At 67.5% G+C, this 16,492-nt stretch carries 18 protein-coding genes; all 18 read right to left on the bottom strand.

Features of this window, described 5'->3' with window-relative positions; genetic code table 11:
• Positions 1 to 70 precede the first annotated feature (70 nt).
• The 18 genes from JTE92_RS19915 to JTE92_RS19830 all read right to left on the bottom strand — a co-directional run bounded on the left by JTE92_RS19915 (position 71) and on the right by JTE92_RS19830 (position 16,419).
• Positions 71 to 406 carry a hypothetical protein gene (locus JTE92_RS19915; RefSeq protein WP_063238984.1) on the bottom strand — a complete coding sequence of 112 codons (336 nt, stop codon included), beginning with the start codon at positions 404 to 406 and terminating at the stop codon, positions 71 to 73.
• A 308-nt stretch (positions 407 to 714) separates the two neighbouring features.
• A complete protein-coding gene (locus JTE92_RS19910) occupies positions 715 to 1,980 on the bottom strand; it encodes a hypothetical protein (RefSeq protein ID WP_063238985.1) in 1,266 nt (421 codons plus the stop codon).
• Positions 1,981 to 2,151: 171 nt separating this feature from the next.
• A complete protein-coding gene (locus JTE92_RS19905) occupies positions 2,152 to 2,415 on the bottom strand; it encodes a hypothetical protein (RefSeq protein WP_147318561.1) in 264 nt (87 codons plus the stop codon).
• Between the two features lie 213 nt (positions 2,416 to 2,628).
• Positions 2,629 to 3,246, bottom strand: coding sequence for a cysteine peptidase family C39 domain-containing protein (locus JTE92_RS19900; protein ID WP_232353267.1), 618 nt, complete (start codon positions 3,244 to 3,246; stop codon positions 2,629 to 2,631).
• Positions 3,247 to 3,555: 309 nt separating this feature from the next.
• Entirely contained in the window at positions 3,556 to 3,849 is a 294-nt protein-coding gene (locus tag JTE92_RS19895; protein WP_063238986.1) for a YciI family protein, read from the bottom strand.
• A gap of 11 nt (positions 3,850 to 3,860) precedes the next feature.
• Entirely contained in the window at positions 3,861 to 4,265 is a 405-nt protein-coding gene (locus JTE92_RS19890; RefSeq protein ID WP_063239065.1) for a nuclear transport factor 2 family protein, read from the bottom strand.
• Positions 4,266 to 4,308: 43 nt separating this feature from the next.
• A complete protein-coding gene (locus JTE92_RS19885) occupies positions 4,309 to 5,028 on the bottom strand; it encodes an ABC transporter ATP-binding protein (protein ID WP_063238987.1) in 720 nt (239 codons plus the stop codon).
• Between the two features lie 2 nt (positions 5,029 to 5,030).
• On the bottom strand, positions 5,031 to 5,837 hold the full coding sequence (locus JTE92_RS19880) for an ABC transporter ATP-binding protein (protein ID WP_063238988.1): 807 nt from the start codon (positions 5,835 to 5,837) through the stop codon (positions 5,031 to 5,033).
• Positions 5,834 to 6,823, bottom strand: coding sequence for a branched-chain amino acid ABC transporter permease (locus tag JTE92_RS19875; protein WP_063238989.1), 990 nt, complete (start codon positions 6,821 to 6,823; stop codon positions 5,834 to 5,836). Before JTE92_RS19875 ends, JTE92_RS19880 begins: the two co-directional genes overlap by 4 nt.
• A gap of 2 nt (positions 6,824 to 6,825) precedes the next feature.
• Positions 6,826 to 7,713, bottom strand: a complete 888-nt coding sequence (locus tag JTE92_RS19870; protein ID WP_063238990.1) for a branched-chain amino acid ABC transporter permease — start codon at positions 7,711 to 7,713, stop codon at positions 6,826 to 6,828.
• Between the two features lie 40 nt (positions 7,714 to 7,753).
• The gene (locus JTE92_RS19865; RefSeq protein ID WP_063238991.1) at positions 7,754 to 8,914 is read right to left on the bottom strand and encodes an ABC transporter substrate-binding protein; all 1,161 of its coding nucleotides are present in this window, start codon (positions 8,912 to 8,914) and stop codon (positions 7,754 to 7,756) included.
• Positions 8,915 to 8,987: 73 nt separating this feature from the next.
• Entirely contained in the window at positions 8,988 to 9,899 is a 912-nt protein-coding gene (locus tag JTE92_RS19860) for an NAD(P)-dependent oxidoreductase (RefSeq protein WP_371136928.1), read from the bottom strand.
• A gap of 155 nt (positions 9,900 to 10,054) precedes the next feature.
• Complete coding sequence (locus JTE92_RS19855; protein ID WP_063238993.1) at positions 10,055 to 11,047, bottom strand: Bug family tripartite tricarboxylate transporter substrate binding protein; 993 nt, start codon at positions 11,045 to 11,047, stop codon at positions 10,055 to 10,057.
• A gap of 55 nt (positions 11,048 to 11,102) precedes the next feature.
• Positions 11,103 to 11,741 carry a 3-isopropylmalate dehydratase small subunit gene (gene leuD / locus JTE92_RS19850; RefSeq protein WP_063238994.1) on the bottom strand — a complete coding sequence of 213 codons (639 nt, stop codon included), beginning with the start codon at positions 11,739 to 11,741 and terminating at the stop codon, positions 11,103 to 11,105.
• 19 nt (positions 11,742 to 11,760) lie between these two features.
• The gene (gene leuC / locus JTE92_RS19845) at positions 11,761 to 13,176 is read right to left on the bottom strand and encodes a 3-isopropylmalate dehydratase large subunit (protein ID WP_063238995.1); all 1,416 of its coding nucleotides are present in this window, start codon (positions 13,174 to 13,176) and stop codon (positions 11,761 to 11,763) included.
• A 28-nt stretch (positions 13,177 to 13,204) separates the two neighbouring features.
• Positions 13,205 to 14,155: a hydroxymethylglutaryl-CoA lyase gene (locus JTE92_RS19840; protein ID WP_063239066.1), complete on the bottom strand. Its 951-nt coding sequence runs from the start codon at positions 14,153 to 14,155 to the stop codon at positions 13,205 to 13,207.
• A gap of 41 nt (positions 14,156 to 14,196) precedes the next feature.
• Complete coding sequence (locus JTE92_RS19835; RefSeq protein WP_063238996.1) at positions 14,197 to 15,408, bottom strand: CaiB/BaiF CoA transferase family protein; 1,212 nt, start codon at positions 15,406 to 15,408, stop codon at positions 14,197 to 14,199.
• A gap of 123 nt (positions 15,409 to 15,531) precedes the next feature.
• Complete coding sequence (locus JTE92_RS19830; RefSeq protein ID WP_063238997.1) at positions 15,532 to 16,419, bottom strand: LysR family transcriptional regulator; 888 nt, start codon at positions 16,417 to 16,419, stop codon at positions 15,532 to 15,534.
• Positions 16,420 to 16,492: the final 73 nt, after the last annotated feature.

Below are 16,492 nucleotides of genomic sequence, written 5' to 3'. Positions count from 1 at the left end.
TCACAACGCCGGGAGGAACCCGGCGCAGGCACCGGCCCGGGTGCTCCGCTACGGCCTGCGGCGGCGCCTTTCAGCGTCCCATGCGGCGGTCATAGCTGCGGGAAACCCGCTCGATCAGGCCGGAATCGCGCGCGCCGGTGGCATTGAACTCCACGCGCACGCTGCCGTCGCCTTGCTGGCGGACACTGGCTGTGACGGTATCGCCATCTTTCCTGCCGACGACCGTGCCGGCCATCGCATCCTGGCTGGTGATCGCCAGGCCCTGGTCGCGCATGGCATCCGCGGCCGCATAGAAGGAACGGTCGTAGCTGGCCGGCGCGCCCGCCGTGGGTGGATAGCCATAGTAGGTGCAGCCCGCCAGCGCCAGCATGGCAGCGGCTATCAGGGCAATGCGCGTGGGCTTCATGGTGGCACCCTCCTCTCCAGTGATGGCGGTGGTCAAAGGACCGACGCGCTCGGGGCCTCGCCGCAGGGCCGGACGCCGGCTTCGTGCGGCCCCAGGTCCGGCACGCTTTGGGGCATGCTTCGCCAAGACGAGCGCCTATCGTAGCAAAGGGGAACGGGAGCGGCACCGGATGGGTGACAGGGACCAAGCGCCGCACGCCTTCGATTTCAACGCACGGACGAAAAAAACAGCGGCGGGACGCTATGTCCCGGCCGCTGTCCAAGCGCACGCCTTCCTCCCTTTGGCACGGCGTGCCCCGTCCACCCGCCTTACTTGACGCAGGCGAGGTTCACGGCAAGGCCGCCCCACTTCGTGGACTGGTTGTTATCCACCTGGACCTGCAGCTTGTCGTTGTGGTTGATGGTTCCGGACGGCACCGTCCGGCTGCAGTTCTGCTGCCCGTTGGTGATCTTGCAGCTCAGTTCACCGACCGGCGCCAGGATCACCGAGGTGCCGGACCCGGTGACCTTGTACAGCCCGATGTCCAGCACACCCTGCACCTTGCCGAGCGTGCCGGCAGTGAGCGTGACGCGGCTGCAGTCGTAGGGAATCACGACGCCGAAGTCCGACGGCAGGGGCACGGCGCCGCCCGCGCCAGTCATCGCATAGTGGCCGCGGCTGAGCGTGTCCGGCACGTTGAAGTTGCCGTTGTAGACCGTGGCTGTGGTCATGGCCACACCCGTGGCCGGCCACTTGCCGTCCTGCTTGGGTCCGTAAAGCGTCGACGTCGAGGTATCGAAATAGAAGTCGCCATCGACGCCAATGCTGTCGCCCGGCGCGCCGCTGCCGTACAGGACGTGGCCGCCGTTGCCGACCGTGCCACCACCGGTACCGTCAGTGCCACCTGTGCCACCTGTGCCGCCGCCCGGCTGGCCAACCAGCGAGACACCCGCGGGCCACTGGTCATTGGCCTTGGGCCCGTACAGCGTCCAGGTGTTGGTATCGAGATAGTAGTCGCCGTTGTTGCCGACGCTGTTGTCTGGAGCGCCTGCGCCGGCCAGCACGATGCCGCCGCCTGCGCCCGACGATCCGGTCCCCCCGCCCAGCGGCACGCCCGGCGGCCAGGTGCCATCCGCTTTGGGCCCGAACAGCGTCGAGGTCGAGGTGTTGATGTAGTAGTCGCCATTGTTGCCGACGCCATCGGTCGGGTCGACCGAGCCGGACAGGATGGTGTTACCGGCCAGGCCCGTGTTGCCGCCAGACCCGGTGTTGCCCTGCGCGCCGGTTCCGCCCGCAGGCCCGGCTATCGAAACCCCGGCGGGCCACACGCCGTTTGCCTTGGGCCCGAACAGCATCCAGGTCGCGGTATTGAGGTAGAAGTCACCGTCCTGGCCGACATCCGGCCCCGGGTCGGTGGTACCCGACAGCATTGCGCTGCCTGTCGAAGCTGGCTTCGGCGTAGACGCTCCCGTATCTGGTGCCGTAGCGGCGGTGCTGGCAGGCGTCGAATCGCCCCCGCCTCCCCCGCACGCCGCGACCGTGACGAATAGACAGGCGAGCGGCACGGCCGCCAGCTTCATGTGGATGCGTTTCATGGATGTCCCCCGTTTCCCGATGTTCAAGCAGTTGGTTCCGTAGCTTTTTCAAGCGCCAGCGAAATCAATCTAGTTGGCGGAATCGGAATGGAAAATCGGTCCTATGGACGAGTGGCAGGTACGCGCGATGAGGCCCTCGGCAGCGATCAGATAAGCGGGCTGTGCGGCGAATCAATCAAGCCGGCTCGCAGGGACACGAATGGTGCGGCTTCCCGAAAAGCCTTGCCGGACAAGGCCATGCAGACGGCCCATGGGGTTTTCATACAGCGCGGTGCGCGCACACACCGATATCCGATATCCCACGAAAGCGGGGGAAATATTGCGGCGATACAGCGAATGAAAAGGCGTCGGAAAATCTCCACCAAAAGCATGTTTTGAAAATGAAACGCCGCGATCGAAAGGCAGGCTGCGGCCGAAAACCACGGCGCTCGGCATCGGCACTGGCGTGCCGGGATGGCAGGGAAGCAGAAGGAATGGGATAGCGGGATAACGCGGAACGAGCAGAACACTTCCGGCCGATGCTTGTATCGCAAGAATCAGGCGAGAGCCGCGACGAACGTCTTGAAGCGCGCACGACAACCGTGCGGCAGGCGCCGGGCTTGTTCCGGCCGTCCGCCACACAACAACCGCCTTCCGGCACCGCAAGATTCAAACGCGGGCAGCCTCGTCAGCACGCTGCCCGCCCGGCGACCCAATCGCCTTGTACGTAGAGGCAACCAGCCGGTCCCAATAGCGCCACCAGAATGGTCGCATCGCGACACCGGACGACGGGCCAGGCTGCACCGGTCCCATGTCTGCCTGCGTTTCCGCCTGAGACACCGGCTGCACGAAGATGGCGCACCGGCTGTACTCGGCCAGCAACGCTTCCCGACTGACCTCCTGGGCTCCGCCGCCCCATCCCGGGAGCGCGACCAGAAGACCGCCGTACTCGCGGCGTTCCAGCAATACGCACGGTCTGCCCCTGCCCAGCAGCAGGATCACCGGAAGTACGCTGTCCGGGATTTCGTCAAGATCCGACTCCACGAGTCGGGCCGACCAGCCGGCGCGCTCCACTGCGTCGCTCAGGAGCGGCAATGTGAGGCGCTGCCCTGCCAGTGGCAGCCCTTTCAGCAGGACGGCAGACGGCATTGCCCGCTGCCGCGCTCGGTTAAGCAACAACAGGCAGCCCAGCAGCGGATCCTCCGCGCCCGTCAAACCGCGCATGCCGGCATGCGGCTCCGGGTGCTCAACCCTGGCGCCCAGGCCGGAAGTTCCGGGCTGCACCATGGGAGTCATCTTCCGTGGTGCGACCAGTGGCGGTTTGGGCCGCGCTTCCGTCGGCCTTGACCTCGGTGATCCAGCCAGGCCTGGCTCAGGCACCTCGCACAATGAAAGATCAGCAGGCTCGTACCGCCCGCATGGGCTCCACTCACCCATGATTCCCCCCGGTTTCAGTGGTGTGATATTTCACGCAAGCGTAGTGCACGAGAACACCTGCTCCCATCCTTCAAACGAGGGAATACAGGCTGATTCGGCTTTGAAACACTGCTCATGGAGGAAGTGGGGATTGCCGGAAGCCGCCGGGCCTTTGTCCGTTCAGGCGGGATCGCGGTTGTCCACCCGCAGCAGGAACGGATGGATATGCACCTCCCTCCACACGCCTGCGTGGTGGAAGGGATCGCCCCGGTTGAAATCGATGACCTGCTGCTTGTCCTGCGCACGCACGAGGAACAGGCTGCCGATCATGCGCGCGCCGTCATCGGACATCAACGGCCCGCACATGACGCACCGGACCGCCGCGGCGGCCAGGTAGGCGCGATGCGCGTCGTAGCTGTCGAGCCGGCGCTGCAGCGCATCGGCGTGGTCCAGGCAATGAATGATGAAGTCCATATCCAGTATGTCTATTGAAATGCCTGGCCTGGCGCCGCAGCAGCCGGCGCGGGGATCGGCGTCGAGGCCCACGCCAGCATCTGCCACGCGCCCTCCCGCCGCTTCCACACGCTGAGAAAGCGGTTGTCCAGCGTGCGCTCCACGCCGTCGACCATGGCAACCAGCAGCGCCTTGCCCTGCATCACGGCGATGTCGCTGTAGATTTCCTGCCCCACCTCCTGTACCGAGGCCCGCAGGTAGCGCACCCGCCCGCTGCGCAGCGATGCCAGGTATGCCTGCTTGTCTTCGCGCAACGCCGACGAGTGCGTGTAGCTGAGTTCATCCGCAAGCAGTGCTTCCAGCCCCGCGATATCGCCGGCGAGCATCGCGCGGTATCGCGCGGCATCCGCCTGCCTGAGCGCAGCGAGATCCTCCATATATCCTCCGGTCTTCGTGTCCGGTTTGCCCATGTCGCTGTCCTCAGCCATGCAGATACGCCTTCACCAGCGTCTTGTCGTTCAGCAGCGCCTGCCACTCCCCGCGCCGCACTTCGTGGATCACCCGTCCCACTGAAAGGACATAGGCGCGGTCGGTCATCTCCGCGGCAATCGCCACGCTCTGTTCCACCAGCACGATGCTCAGCCCGCGCTCGCGCAGCCGGTTGAGCACGGCCAGGATTTCCTTGACGATGCGCGGCGCCAGGCCCGTGGTCAGCTCGTCCATGATCAGCAGGTCGGGCTGCAGCAGCAGCGCGCGGGCGATCGCCACCATCTGCTGCTGCCCGCCCGAGAGCAGGCTGACCTGGCCCTCGCCGCGCTCGCGCAGCAACGGGAACAGTTCGCAGACTTCGTCGTGCGTGAAGCGCATGGCGCCGCCGCGCGCACGCCTGCCGGCTTGCTCGGCAAGCCGCAGGTTGTCGCGCACCGACAGCTCGCCGAACAGGTTGCGGTTCTCCAGCACCACGGCAATGCCATGCTCGAAGCGGCGATGCCCCGGCACATGGCCGATCTCGACCCCATCCTTGACGATGCTGCCCGCCATGGGCCGCACCAGCCCCGACAGTGTGCGCACTAGCGCGGTCTTGCCCGCCCCGTTGGCACCGACCACGGCCACCGCCTCGCCCGGCCCGACCTCCATGTCGATGCCATGCAGCACGGGCACCGGGCTGTAGCCGGCATACAGTCCTTTTACTTTCAGCATGGTCAGACTCCCATATAGGCTTCGCGCACGCGCGGATCCGCCTGCACGGCCTGCAGCGTGCCGCTGGCGATGATTTCCCCGTAATACAGCACGTGGGCGGTGCTGCAGACCGTCATCAGCCCCATGTCGTGCGACACCAGCAGGATGGTCATGCCCTCGTCGTTCAGGCGCAGGATCCACGCGCGCAGCAGTTCGATTTCCTCGCTGTTCAGCCCCGAGGACGGCTCATCCAGCAACAGCAGGCTGGGCTCGCCGATACAGGCGCGCGCCAGCTCCACGATGCGCCGCTGGCCCGCGGGCAGCGCGCCGGCGCGGTGCTGCAGCAGGCCTTCCAGCCCGAACTTGCGGGCGCATCCCTGCGCGGCTTCGTGCATCGACTGCAGCTCGCGCCGCGACAGCGGCGAGCGCAGCATCGCATGCACCACGCCCGAGCGCGTGGCCTTGTGGCAGCCGGCCATCAGGTTTTCCAGCACCGTCATGTGCTCGAACACCTGCGGTGTCTGAAACGTGCGCACCAGCCCGGCGCGGCTGCGCCGCTGCACGCTGTCGGCGGTGATGTCGCGCCCCGCCAGCAGCACCTTGCCGCCCTTGGGCCGCAGAAAGCCGGAGATGATGTTGAAGCAGGTGGTCTTGCCACTGCCGTTGGGGCCGATCAGGCCGACGATGCTGCCGGCCGGCACATCGAACGCAACATTGCGCAGCACGTCGAGGCCGCCAAAGCTGTGCGCGACCGCTTCGACCCGCAGCAGGGCCTGCGCGCCTGCCGCCGCCGCGGCACTGGCGCCGAATTCAGCAACAGCGGATTTCATCGGACCTCCTTCAATGCGGGGTTCTGCGTGCGGCCCAGGGTGCGGCGATGCATGCGGGTAACCAGGCCGGCAAGCCCACCCATGATCCCGCCCGGCATCAGCGTGACCACCAGCACCAGCACCGCGCCAAACAGCACCTGGTGGAAGTCCCCCAACCCGCTCAGCAGCTCCGGCACCAGCGACACAAACAATGCGCCGAGCACCACACCGTAGGTGGAGCGTGCGCCCGCCACCACCGGCACCAGCAGGAACACGATCGAGCGCTCCACCGTGAAGCTCTGCACGCTGACGAACGACACATAGTGGGCAAACAGGCTTCCCGCCAGCGAGCCAAGCATGGCCGACAGCACGAACATCGCGGTCTTCAGCCGGTGCATGTCGACGCCGAGCACCTGCGCGGCCGGCGCCGCGTCGCGCATGGCCCGCATGGCCAGGCCGGGACGGCCCTTGACCAGGTTGTCCACCAGCCAGAGCAGCAGCGCCACCAGCGGCCAGGCAAAGTAGTAATAGCGCTCAGGCGTATCCAGCAGGAAACCGAACAGCGACAGCTTGGGGATGCCGCCGATGCCCAGCGTGCCGCCGGTCAGCCAGTCCCATTCGAAGAACAGCACACTGGCGATGCTGCCGACGGCCAGCGTTGCCAGGGCCAGGAAGAAGCCCCCCAGGCGCAGCACCGGCAGGCCGATCGCCGCCGCCAGCGCTGCGCTGATCAGCAGGCCTGCCGCGGCGCCGCCCGGCGCCGGCCATGCCAGCACGGTCGTGCAGTAGGCCGAGGCATAGGCACCGATGCCGTAGAACGAGGCCTGTGCGAGGTTGACGATGCCGCATTGTCCCAGCAGCAGGCCGACGCCCAGGCCGCCCACGGCCAGGATGGCGGCGAAATTGAGCAGGTCGATGTAGTGGCGCGACAGCAGTTGCCCGGCGAGCGCCCACACCACCAGCGCGGCCACCACCAGCCAGCGCGTGGCATTGGATGATGCGTTCATGCTTATCCTCCCTTGCGCCCCGCGCGGCCCAGCACGCCATTGGGGAGCAGAATCATGATGACGACCAGGATCGACAGCGCGACCACGTCGCGATAGCCGGACGGAAAGCCCACTACCGCCAGCGATTCGGTCAGGCCCAGCAGCAACCCGCCCACCACCGCGCCCAGCGGATTGCCCAGCCCGCCGAGGATGGCCGCGGCAAAGCCCTTCAGCGTCAGGCCGATGCCCATCTGGTAGTTCATCGACAGCAGCGGCGTCACCAGCACCCCCGCGACCGCGCCGAAGCCGCCGCCGAGCAGGAAGGTCAGCGTGCGCATGCGGCGCACGTTGATGCCGGTGGTGGTGGCCCCGTCGGGGTCCAGCGACGCCGCCGTCATGGCCAGGCCGACCAGGGTCCTGGTGTAGAACAGCCGCAACGCCGCCACCAGCAGCACCGCAATGCCCACCAGCATCAGCGCATGCACCGGCGCGGTCGCGCCCAGCAACTCCACCACGCCCTCGCCGCCGATGGCCGGCAGCAGGTGCGAATCGCGCCCGCCGAAGTACAGCGCCGCGGCCGACAGCGCGAACGCCAGGCCGATGGTCAGCAGCAGGAAGCTCTCCTCGCCGGCGCCCCGGCGCATCATCGGGCGCACGAACAGCGTGTCGATGGCCAGGCCGCTGGCGGCGCCGGCGGCAATGCCGCCTGCAATCGCCACCGGATATGGCAAGCCCAGCGTCTTCAGCGCGAACACCGCAACCAGCGCGCCAATGACCGCGAACTCTCCCTGCATCGCATTGACGATGCGCGTGCCCTTGAAGATGATGGATATGCCCACGCCGATCAGTGCGTAGACGAAGCCATTGGTGATCCCGGACAGGACCGCCTGGATAACTAGGATGTCAGACATTGCCGATCCTTTTGCCGATGCCTATTGCCACTGCCGCCGGCTAGGGCCGGGCCTTGTAGTCCAGCCGCACGAACTGGCCCTTCTGCAGCTTCGAGTAGGTAAAGCCGGCCAGCGTCATGCCGCCCATGTCGAGCGCAGAAAAGTCATAGCCCATCGTGACGCCCTGGTAAGGCCGGCGCAGCGCGCTGCAGAGCTTGTCGCCGGCCGCATCGGCGCCCGCGGCCTTCAGGCCGTTGGCCAGCGCCATCACCGCATCCCAGCCCACGGCGGCGAAATGCTTGGGCAGCTTGCCGTACTCCTTGCGGTAAGCCTCGACAAACTCCTTCTGCCCCGGCAGCGGATCTTCCGAGACGATGAACTCCGGATGGATGATGTTGTCGGCGGCCTCGCCCATGCCCTTGACGGTCTCGTAGGTGGCGGTGCCGTGCACGGAGATGATCGGCGCGCCGATCTTCAACTGGCGCACGTTGCGGAACGGCGCGGGCGAGGTGGAGATGACCACGATCGCGTCCGGCGTGGCGGCCTTGAGCTTGGCGGCCTGCGTGGTAACGTCGGTGGCGGCGATCTCGAATTTCTCGACCTGCACGAAGGTGACGCCGTATTGGCGGTCCAGCGTCTTCATGCTGCTCCACACCACCTGCCCGTAGCCCGAGTCGTGCAGCACGCCGATGCGCTTGAGGCCGTTGTCGCGCGCATAGGACAGTACGGCGCGCGCATTCAGTTCCTGCGAGGGCGTCAGGTGGAAGACACAGGTACGCTCGCGCTCCACCGCCGGCCCGAGTCCGGAGAACGAAAACAGCGGCACCTTCTGCGCCTGTGTGATGCCGCCGATGGCCACCGTCTGCGCAATACCGGACGGGCCGACGATGGCGCGCACCTTGTGCGTGTGCAGCAGCGCATTGGCCTTGGCCACTGCGGAATCCGGGCTGGAGCCGTCGTCCTCGACGACCAGCTCCAGCGGCCGCCCGCCGATGCCGCCGCGGGCATTGATGACCTTCTGCGCCAGCAGCGCGCCTTCGCGCTCGGCCAGCCCCACGGCGGCGAGGCCGCCGGTGGTTGAAAACAGGCCGCCGATGCGCACCGGCTCCGCGCCGGGCCTGGCCTGGGCCAGCGCCGGCTGCTGTGCCAGCCCGAGAGCCAACCCGGCCACCGCGGCGCACAGGGCGCCGCGCGGCGTCCGGATGATTTGCTTGAGGTTCATGTCTCCATCCTTTTTGTCATGATTCATGGGAATTGGGCGTGCTCTCGTGGCGCGCCTCAGTTAACGACGACTATCACGGCCCCCCGTCCGGCGCACTGCTCCAGGCCGGCACATCGGCCAGCGCGGCGATGTCGAGGTGGCCCAGGTCGCGCTGCTGCATCATCGCCAGGTACTGCCGCACCAGCGACGAGATCGGCAGCGCCACGGCGTTCTCGCGCGCCACGGCCAGCGCCAGGTCCAGGTCCTTCACCACCAGCGAGATCGGCCCCGCGGCGCCGTACTCGCGCTGCTTGAGCTTGTCGGCCTTGGTGCGGTAGTGCGGGCTGCCGACGATGCTGTCATTGATCGCATCGACCATCAGCGCGCGGTCCAGCCCGGCGCGCTCGCCGAAGGCCAGCCCTTCGCCGATCACCGCCGTGCTCATGAACACCATCATGTTGATCATCAGCTTGATCACGCGCGCCTCATCGGCGCCGCCGACATATGACTGGCGCGCGGTCAGGCAGGCCAGCAGCGGCTGCACCGTAGCGAACGCCTCGCGTGGCCCGGACACAAAGCAGCTCAGCTGCGCGCTCGCGGCCAGCGACACCGTGCCGGACACCGGCGCGCGCAGCCAGCTGGCGCCGCGCTGCGACAGTGCCTCGGCCACCTCAGCCGAGGCTTCCGGCGATACCGTGCTCATGTCGACAAAGACCTGGCCCGCGGCCGCCGCGGCGGCAATGCCGCCGTCGCACAGGAACAGCGCGCGCAAGCTGCTGTCGTCGAAGATGGTGGAGAACACCACATCGGATTGGGCTACCACATCCCGCGCGGACGGCACGGCGTGGGCACCCGCTGCAACGACCGGCTCGCACTGGGTGGGCACCTTGTCGAACACCGTCAGCGCGTGGCCGGCCTTCAGCAGGTTCAGGCACATCGGCCTGCCCATGGCGCCGATACCGATCCAGCCGATGCGCGGTGATGCGTTGGTGCTTGTTTGTTTCACGTCTTCCATGGTCGATCAATGCGTATGCGATATGAATAACCCGCGTGACTTCGTTGGCGCGCCGGCCCTCTCCCCCGGCCCCTCTCCCGCGAGCGGGAGAGGGGAGCCAACCGGCGGGGCAAAAGAAGCCGCCGGGCCAGGGAGCGAGGCCCCGTCTACTCGACCTTGACGCCCGACAGCGCCACAACCTTGCGTGTCTGCTGCGTCTGCGTCTCGATATAGCGCGCGAACTGTTCCGGCGTCAGCTTCATCGGCACCATGCCCTGCGCCGCAAAGTGCTTCTTGACAAAGTCCTGTTCGTCGAGGATTTCGCGGATCGTGGCGTTGAGCTTGTCGACCACCGCGCGCGGCACCTTGGCCGGCGCCAGCACGCCATAGACCGCGGAGATATTCATCTCCTTGTAGCCGGCCTCCTCGAAGGTGGGCACCTGCGGCAATGCGCGCGTGCGCTTGTCGCCGCTGACCGCCAGCACCTTGAGTTTCTTCGCCGCGACAAAGCTCTGGATCGTCGGCAGCGCCGGGAATGTCAACAGGATTTGCCCGCCCACGACATCGGCCACGGCAGGCGCCGAGCCCTTGTACGGAACGTGGACGAGGTCGGTACCGGACAGCTTGTTGAACAGCGCGCCCATCAGGTGCGGCTGGCTGCCGGCACCGAACGAACCGTAGCTGAGCGCCTGCGGGCGGGCTTTCGCATAGGCCGCCAGGTCCTTGACGCTGTCCACCGGCAGGCTGCCCGATACCGCCATGACCAGCGGCACATAGCCGATCGCCGCCACCGGCGCGAAATCGCGCGCCACGTTGTAGGACACCGATGGCAACACCACCGGATTGAGCACGAACGTGGCGTCGTTGGTCAGCAGCAGCGTGTAGCCGTCGGGCTGCGCCTTGGCAACCGCGTCGGCCCCGATCACGGTGTTGGCGCCGCTCTTGTTCTCCACCACCACCGGCTGGCGCAGCTTCTCGGACATGCGCTGGGCCAGTTGCCGGGCGATGATGTCGGTCGTGCCGCCGGGTGCGTACGGCACGACCATGCGGATCGGTTGTGCGGGATAGGCTTGTGCCAGGGCGGTACCTGCCCCGGCGAAGCAGGCCAAGCCGAGCACGGCGGCGCACAGTGCGCGAGGGGTGTGAGTGTTCCAGTTCATCATGTCTCCATCTATCGTTGTCGCGGCTTTCCGGCTCGTGCGGCCGGATGTCCAGTCAGTTGAATAACCAGGGTTCGCGCTGCCGCCGCACTTGCTCGTAGGCATCTATCTGCGCGGCGTGACGCAGCGCGAGAGCGATATCGTCCAGCCCGTTGAGCAGGCAATGCTGCTTGAACGGATCCAGCGTGAAAGGGATCACCTCCCCGGCCGGCGTGACCACCTGCTGCGCGGCCAGGTCCACCTGCAGCCGGTAGCCCGGCGTGGCAGCCACCTCGGCAAACAGGCGGTCGACCACCTCCGGCGCCGCCACGATCGGCAGCAGGCCGTTCTTCAGGCAGTTGTTGTAGAAGATGTCGGCAAAACCTGGCGCGATCAGCGCGCGCAGGCCGAAGTCTTCCAGCGCCCACGGCGCATGCTCGCGCGAGGAGCCGCAGCCGAAGTTCTCGCGCGCCAGCAGGATCGACGCGCCGCGGTAGCGCGGCTGGTTCAGCACGAAGTCCGGGTTCAGCGGCCGCGTGCTGCAGTCCTGCCCGGGCTCGCCATGGTCAAGGTAGCGCCATTCGTCGAACAGGTAGGGGCCGAATCCGCTGCGACGGATGGATTTCAGGAACTGCTTGGGCAGGATGGCATCGGTGTCGACATTGGCGCGGTCCAGCGGCGCGACCAGGCCATCCAGGGTGGTAAAGGCTTTCATTGCTCGGCTTCCTCTGGTGTTACAACGCGCGGACATCGACGAAGTGCCCCGCCACGGCGGCCGCGGCTGCCATCTGCGGGCTCACCAGGTGGGTGCGCCCGCCCGGTCCCTGCCTGCCTTCGAAATTGCGGTTGGACGTGGATGCGCAGCGTTCGCCCGCCGCAAGGCGGTCGTCGTTCATGCCCAGGCACATCGAGCAGCCCGGCTCGCGCCATTCGAAGCCGGCCGCGATAAAGACCTGGTCAAGCCCCTCGGCCTCGGCCTGGGACTTGACCAGCCCCGAGCCCGGCACCACCAGTGCCTGCCGGATGCGCGGCGAGACATGCCGGCCCCTTACAACCTCCGCCGCGGCGCGCAGGTCTTCGATGCGCGCGTTGGTGCACGACCCGATAAAGACCTTGTCGACCGCGACCGCCTCGATGGGCGTGTTCGGCAGCAGGCCCATGTAGCGCAGCGCCGCCTCGATGCTCTTGCGCCGCACCGGGTCGCGCTCGTCGCGCGGATCGGGAATGCGCTCGCCGACGGGCACCACCATTTCGGGCGACGTCCCCCAGGTCACGTGCGGGCGGATGGTGGCGGCGTCGAGGTCCACCACGGCGTCGAAGGCCGCGCCCGGGTCGCTGTGCAGCGTGCGCCAGTATTCGACGGCCTCGTCCCACATCCGGCCCTGGGGGGCCTGCGGCCGTCCGCGCAGGTACTCCAGCGTGGTCTCGTCCACGGCCACCATGCCGGTGCGCGCGCCGGCCTCGATCGCCATGTTGCACACGGTCATGCGCGCTTCCATGCTCAGGCCGCGGATGGTGCTGCCGGCGAACTCGATCACGTGGCCGGTCGCGCCCGCCGTGCCGATGCGCCCGATCAGCGCGAGCGCAATGTCCTTGGCGGCAACGCCCCTGCCCAACTCGCCCTCCACGCGCACCAGCATCGATTTGGGCTTCTTCATCCACAGGCATTGCGCGGCCAGCACCTGCTCCACCTCCGAGGTGCCGATGCCGAACGCGAACGCCGCGAACGCGCCATGCGTGGAGGTATGCGAATCCCCGCAGGCAATGGTCATGCCGGGCAAGGTCGCGCCGCGCTCCGGCCCCACCACGTGCAGGATGCCCTGGCGCGGATCGTCCATGCCGAAATTGACGATGCCGTTCTCTTCGCAGTTGCGGTCGAGCGCGTCAACCTGCGCGCGGCTCACCGGATCGGCGATGCCCTGGCTGCGCGCGGTGGTGGGCACGTTGTGGTCGGCAGTGGCCAGCACCGAGGCGGCGCGCCACACCTTGCGCCCGTTCAGCCGCAGCCCTTCGAAGGCCTGCGGGCTGGTGACTTCGTTGACGAGGTGGCGGTCGATATAGATCAGCGCGGGGCCGCCCGTCTCCTGGTGGATCACGTGGCTGGCCCAGAGCTTGTCGAGCAGGCTCGCGGGGCGGTCAGGCTCGGTCATGATGGTGTCTCCTTGCTTATGCTTTGCTTCAGTGCTGACGCGCGCCCACCCATTCCGGCACCGGATACAGTTCGGTGCGCTTGCCCGCCTTGACGACCTGCCCGGAAATATCGTGGCCGACCAGTGCCGGCAGGTCGCGCGCGGCGCCCAGCAGCCGGTCCAGGTCGACGCCGGTGTCGATGCCGGCCGACTCGAGCATGTGCACCAGGTCCTCCGTGCAGATGTTGCCGGTGGCGCCTGGCGCGAACGGGCAGCCGCCGAGCCCGCCCAGCGAGGCATCGAAGCTGTCCACGCCCGCGGCCAGCGCAGCCAGCACGTTGGCCAGGCCCATGCCGCGCGTGTTGTGGAAATGCAGCGTCAGCGGCACGCCGGGGAACCAGCGATGGAAGGCCTCGACCAGCTCGCTCACCTGGCGCGGGTCCGCCATGCCGGTGGTGTCGGCCAGCGTGATGCTGTCCATGCCCAGCTCCAGGTATCGCCCCGCGGCCCACTGCACGCGCTCCGGGGCCACCGCGCCTTCGAACGGGCAGCCGAACGCGGTCGCCACACAGCCGCTGACGGCCAGGTCGCCGGAGCGGGCCAGCGCCGTCACATCGCGGAACTGCGCCAGCGACTGTTCGCACGTCATGCGCATGTTTGCCAGGTTGTGGGTCTCGCTGGCGGACATGACGAGGTTGATCTCATCCAGGTCGCACTCGAGCGCGCGCTCGCACCCGCGCACGTTCGGCACCAGGGCCGTGTAGATGACCTCGGGATGGCGGCGGATCTGCCTGGCCACGGTCTCGGCGTCGCGCAGGTTCGGAATCGCCTTGGGCGACACGAACGAGGTGATCTCGATCCGCGCCAGCCCCGTTTCGCACAGCCGGTCAATCAGCGCGATCTTCTCTTCGGTGGGGACGAACTCCGGCTCGATCTGGAAGCCGTCGCGCACCGACACTTCATTGATGCGGACGCGCCGCGGGGCATGGGGAAGCCACATGGTCATGGTCATTTGCTGTCCTTCGGTTTGGCGCCGCGGGCTCAGACCACGCCGGCCTCGCGCAGCGCGCGGAATTCGGCGCCGGCAATGCCGATGCCCGCCAGGATCTCTTCGGTGTGCTCGCCCAGCGCCGGGCCGATCCAGTTGGTACGCCCGGGGGTTTCACTGAGCCTGGGCACGATGCCCGACAGGGCCAGCGGCGAGCCGTCCGGAAGCTGGTGCGGCTCGATCATGCCGCGCGCACTGTAGTGGGGGTCGCTGCAGATGTCCTGCGCGGTGTAGATGCGCCCGCAAGGCACCGCCGCGGCTTCCAGCGTCGCCAGCACGGTGTCGAGGTCGTGCGCGGCGGTCCATGCGGCGATGGCGTCGTCGAGCATGGCGTTGTGCTGCACGCGGCCATCGTTGTGAGCCAGGCGCGGATCCTGGCCGAGGTCGTCGCGGCCGATCGCCGTCATGAAGCGCCGGAAGATGGCGTCGCCATTGCCCGCGATGATCACGTACTGTCCATCCTGGCAGGGATATGTGTTCGACGGCGAAATGCCGGGGAGGCTGGCGCCGGAACGCTCGCGCACATGGCCGAACTTGTCGAACTCCGGCACCAGGCTTTCCATCACGGCAAAGACCGACTCGTACAGGGCCACGTCCACAAACTGCCCTTCGCCATCGTTGTTGCGCAGATGGTGCATGGCCAGCAGCGCGCCGATCACGCCGTACAGCGACGCCAGCGTGTCGCCGATGCTGACGCCGGACCGCACCGGCGGCCGGTCGGGGTAGCCGCTGACATAGCGCAGCCCGCCCATCGATTCCGCGATCGCGGCAAACCCCGGGCGGTCCTTGTAGGGGCCGGTCTGGCCATAGCCGGAAATGCGCACCATGACCAGGGCCGGATTCACCTTGCGCAGGTCTTCCCAGCCCAGGCCCCATTTCTCCAGCGTGCCGGGGCGGAAGTTCTCGATCACGATATCGGCGCCGGCCACCAGCTTGCGCACGATGTCCTGGCCTTGCGCGCTGCGCAGGTCCAGCGTCAGCGACTTCTTGTTGCGGCTCTGGCTGTACCACCACAGCGAGGTGCCCTCGTACAGCTTGCGCCATTTGCGCAGCGGATCGCCTTCGCCCGGCGCTTCGATCTTCAGCACCTCGGCGCCGAACTGGGCGAGCAGGCCGCCGGCATACGGGCCGGCGATCAGCGATCCCAGCTCCAACACGCGCACGCCTTGCAGCGGCATCTTTTCCTTGTTCGCTTCGTTGACCATGACGGTTTGCTGCTCCTGTCGAAATACGGTGACTGCCATGCAAGATTGGAAGAACCGGCGCGCGTGGTAAAGCAGTGATTGGCGAGCCTGCCATCGCGTAGCGCGATGGCAGGCGCGTCTGTGCTACGCGTCCTCGCGCAAGCGCTCGACCAGCAGCCTCGCCACCGCAGAAAGGCTGTCATAGGCGCGCACGCCGATCACCAGTTGCCGCGCGGCCCAGGGCTCGTCCAGCCTGACGGGCCGGATGCCAAGGGTGTCCTGGTAAGGCGCCGCGCTGGACCTGGGCAGGATGCCCAGCCCCAGCCCCGCCTGCACCATCAGGCACAGTGCGTCATAGCCCGGCACATGGATGCGCGGCTTGAACACGCGGCCGGCCTCGCTGGCCGCCTTCACCAGTTGCAGATGGATCTGGCTGCCGGCCTGCAGGCTGATCAGGTCGAAGTCGAGCGCCTCGCGGATCGACACCGACTGCCGCGCCGCCAGCGGGTGGCCGCCGGGCACCACCACCACCAGTTCGTCGCACCGGTAGGGAAAGGTCTCCAGTTCGGCGTCCACGGCGCACGCGGTGAAGATGCCGATGTCCGCGGCGTTCTCGGCCACGGCGCGCACGATGGCAGTGGAAACGCGCTCATCGAGGTGCACGTCGACACGCGGATAGTCCGCCAGGAACGACTTGAGCTGCGCCGGCAGGAACTGCGTGATGGCGGAGATGTTGGCGACCACCCTGACCTGGCCGCGCAGGCCACCGCCGAAGTCGCGCATGCGCATCACGATGTCGTCGAGGTCGTGCAGCACGCCGCGCGCCAGGTGCACCAGCTCGATGCCGGCCGTAGTCGGCTCCACGCCCTTGTTGCTGCGCCGGAGCAGGGCCGTGCCGAGGCCGTGCTCCAGCTCGCTGATGCGCTTGCTGACCGCGGCGGCGGCCAGGTGCGCACGCTCGGCGGCGGCCGCGATGGAACCCTCTTCCGCCACGCAGACAAAGAGCCGCAGCGAGGTAGGATCGAGTCTCATGTTGCTATGTCTCCCGGGCGCCGGCCACGACGCGCCCCTTTTGTTCCAGCCTGGGCGTTGCGGATAGAATGCG

Source organism: Cupriavidus oxalaticus, assembly GCF_016894385.1.
Lineage (GTDB): Bacteria > Pseudomonadota > Gammaproteobacteria > Burkholderiales > Burkholderiaceae > Cupriavidus > Cupriavidus oxalaticus.
The sequence above is the reverse complement of the archived record's forward strand: the minus strand, read 5'-3'. Positions and strand labels throughout refer to the sequence as shown.

Bases quoted from the DNA above. Each gene is read 5' to 3' on its own strand.
- JTE92_RS19900 (WP_232353267.1), bottom strand. From the start codon at position 3,246: ATGGTGCAGCCCGGAACTTCCGGCCTGGGCGCCAGGGTTGAGCACCCG.
- JTE92_RS19890 (WP_063239065.1), bottom strand. From the start codon at position 4,265: ATGGAGGATCTCGCTGCGCTCAGGCAGGCGGATGCCGCGCGATACCGC.
- JTE92_RS19905 (WP_147318561.1), bottom strand. From the start codon at position 2,415: ATGCCGAGCGCCGTGGTTTTCGGCCGCAGCCTGCCTTTCGATCGCGGC.
- JTE92_RS19880 (WP_063238988.1), bottom strand. From the start codon at position 5,837: ATGAAATCCGCTGTTGCTGAATTCGGCGCCAGTGCCGCGGCGGCGGCA.
- JTE92_RS19915 (WP_063238984.1), bottom strand. From the start codon at position 406: ATGAAGCCCACGCGCATTGCCCTGATAGCCGCTGCCATGCTGGCGCTG.
- JTE92_RS19895 (WP_063238986.1), bottom strand. From the start codon at position 3,849: ATGGACTTCATCATTCATTGCCTGGACCACGCCGATGCGCTGCAGCGC.
- JTE92_RS19865 (WP_063238991.1), bottom strand. From the start codon at position 8,914: ATGAACCTCAAGCAAATCATCCGGACGCCGCGCGGCGCCCTGTGCGCC.
- JTE92_RS19840 (WP_063239066.1), bottom strand. From the start codon at position 14,155: ATGTGGCTTCCCCATGCCCCGCGGCGCGTCCGCATCAATGAAGTGTCG.
- leuD (WP_063238994.1), bottom strand. From the start codon at position 11,741: ATGAAAGCCTTTACCACCCTGGATGGCCTGGTCGCGCCGCTGGACCGC.
- JTE92_RS19855 (WP_063238993.1), bottom strand. From the start codon at position 11,047: ATGAACTGGAACACTCACACCCCTCGCGCACTGTGCGCCGCCGTGCTC.
- JTE92_RS19885 (WP_063238987.1), bottom strand. From the start codon at position 5,028: ATGCTGAAAGTAAAAGGACTGTATGCCGGCTACAGCCCGGTGCCCGTG.
- JTE92_RS19870 (WP_063238990.1), bottom strand. From the start codon at position 7,713: ATGTCTGACATCCTAGTTATCCAGGCGGTCCTGTCCGGGATCACCAAT.
- JTE92_RS19830 (WP_063238997.1), bottom strand. From the start codon at position 16,419: ATGAGACTCGATCCTACCTCGCTGCGGCTCTTTGTCTGCGTGGCGGAA.
- JTE92_RS19910 (WP_063238985.1), bottom strand. From the start codon at position 1,980: ATGAAACGCATCCACATGAAGCTGGCGGCCGTGCCGCTCGCCTGTCTA.
- leuC (WP_063238995.1), bottom strand. From the start codon at position 13,176: ATGACCGAGCCTGACCGCCCCGCGAGCCTGCTCGACAAGCTCTGGGCC.
- JTE92_RS19835 (WP_063238996.1), bottom strand. From the start codon at position 15,408: ATGGTCAACGAAGCGAACAAGGAAAAGATGCCGCTGCAAGGCGTGCGC.
- JTE92_RS19875 (WP_063238989.1), bottom strand. From the start codon at position 6,823: ATGAACGCATCATCCAATGCCACGCGCTGGCTGGTGGTGGCCGCGCTG.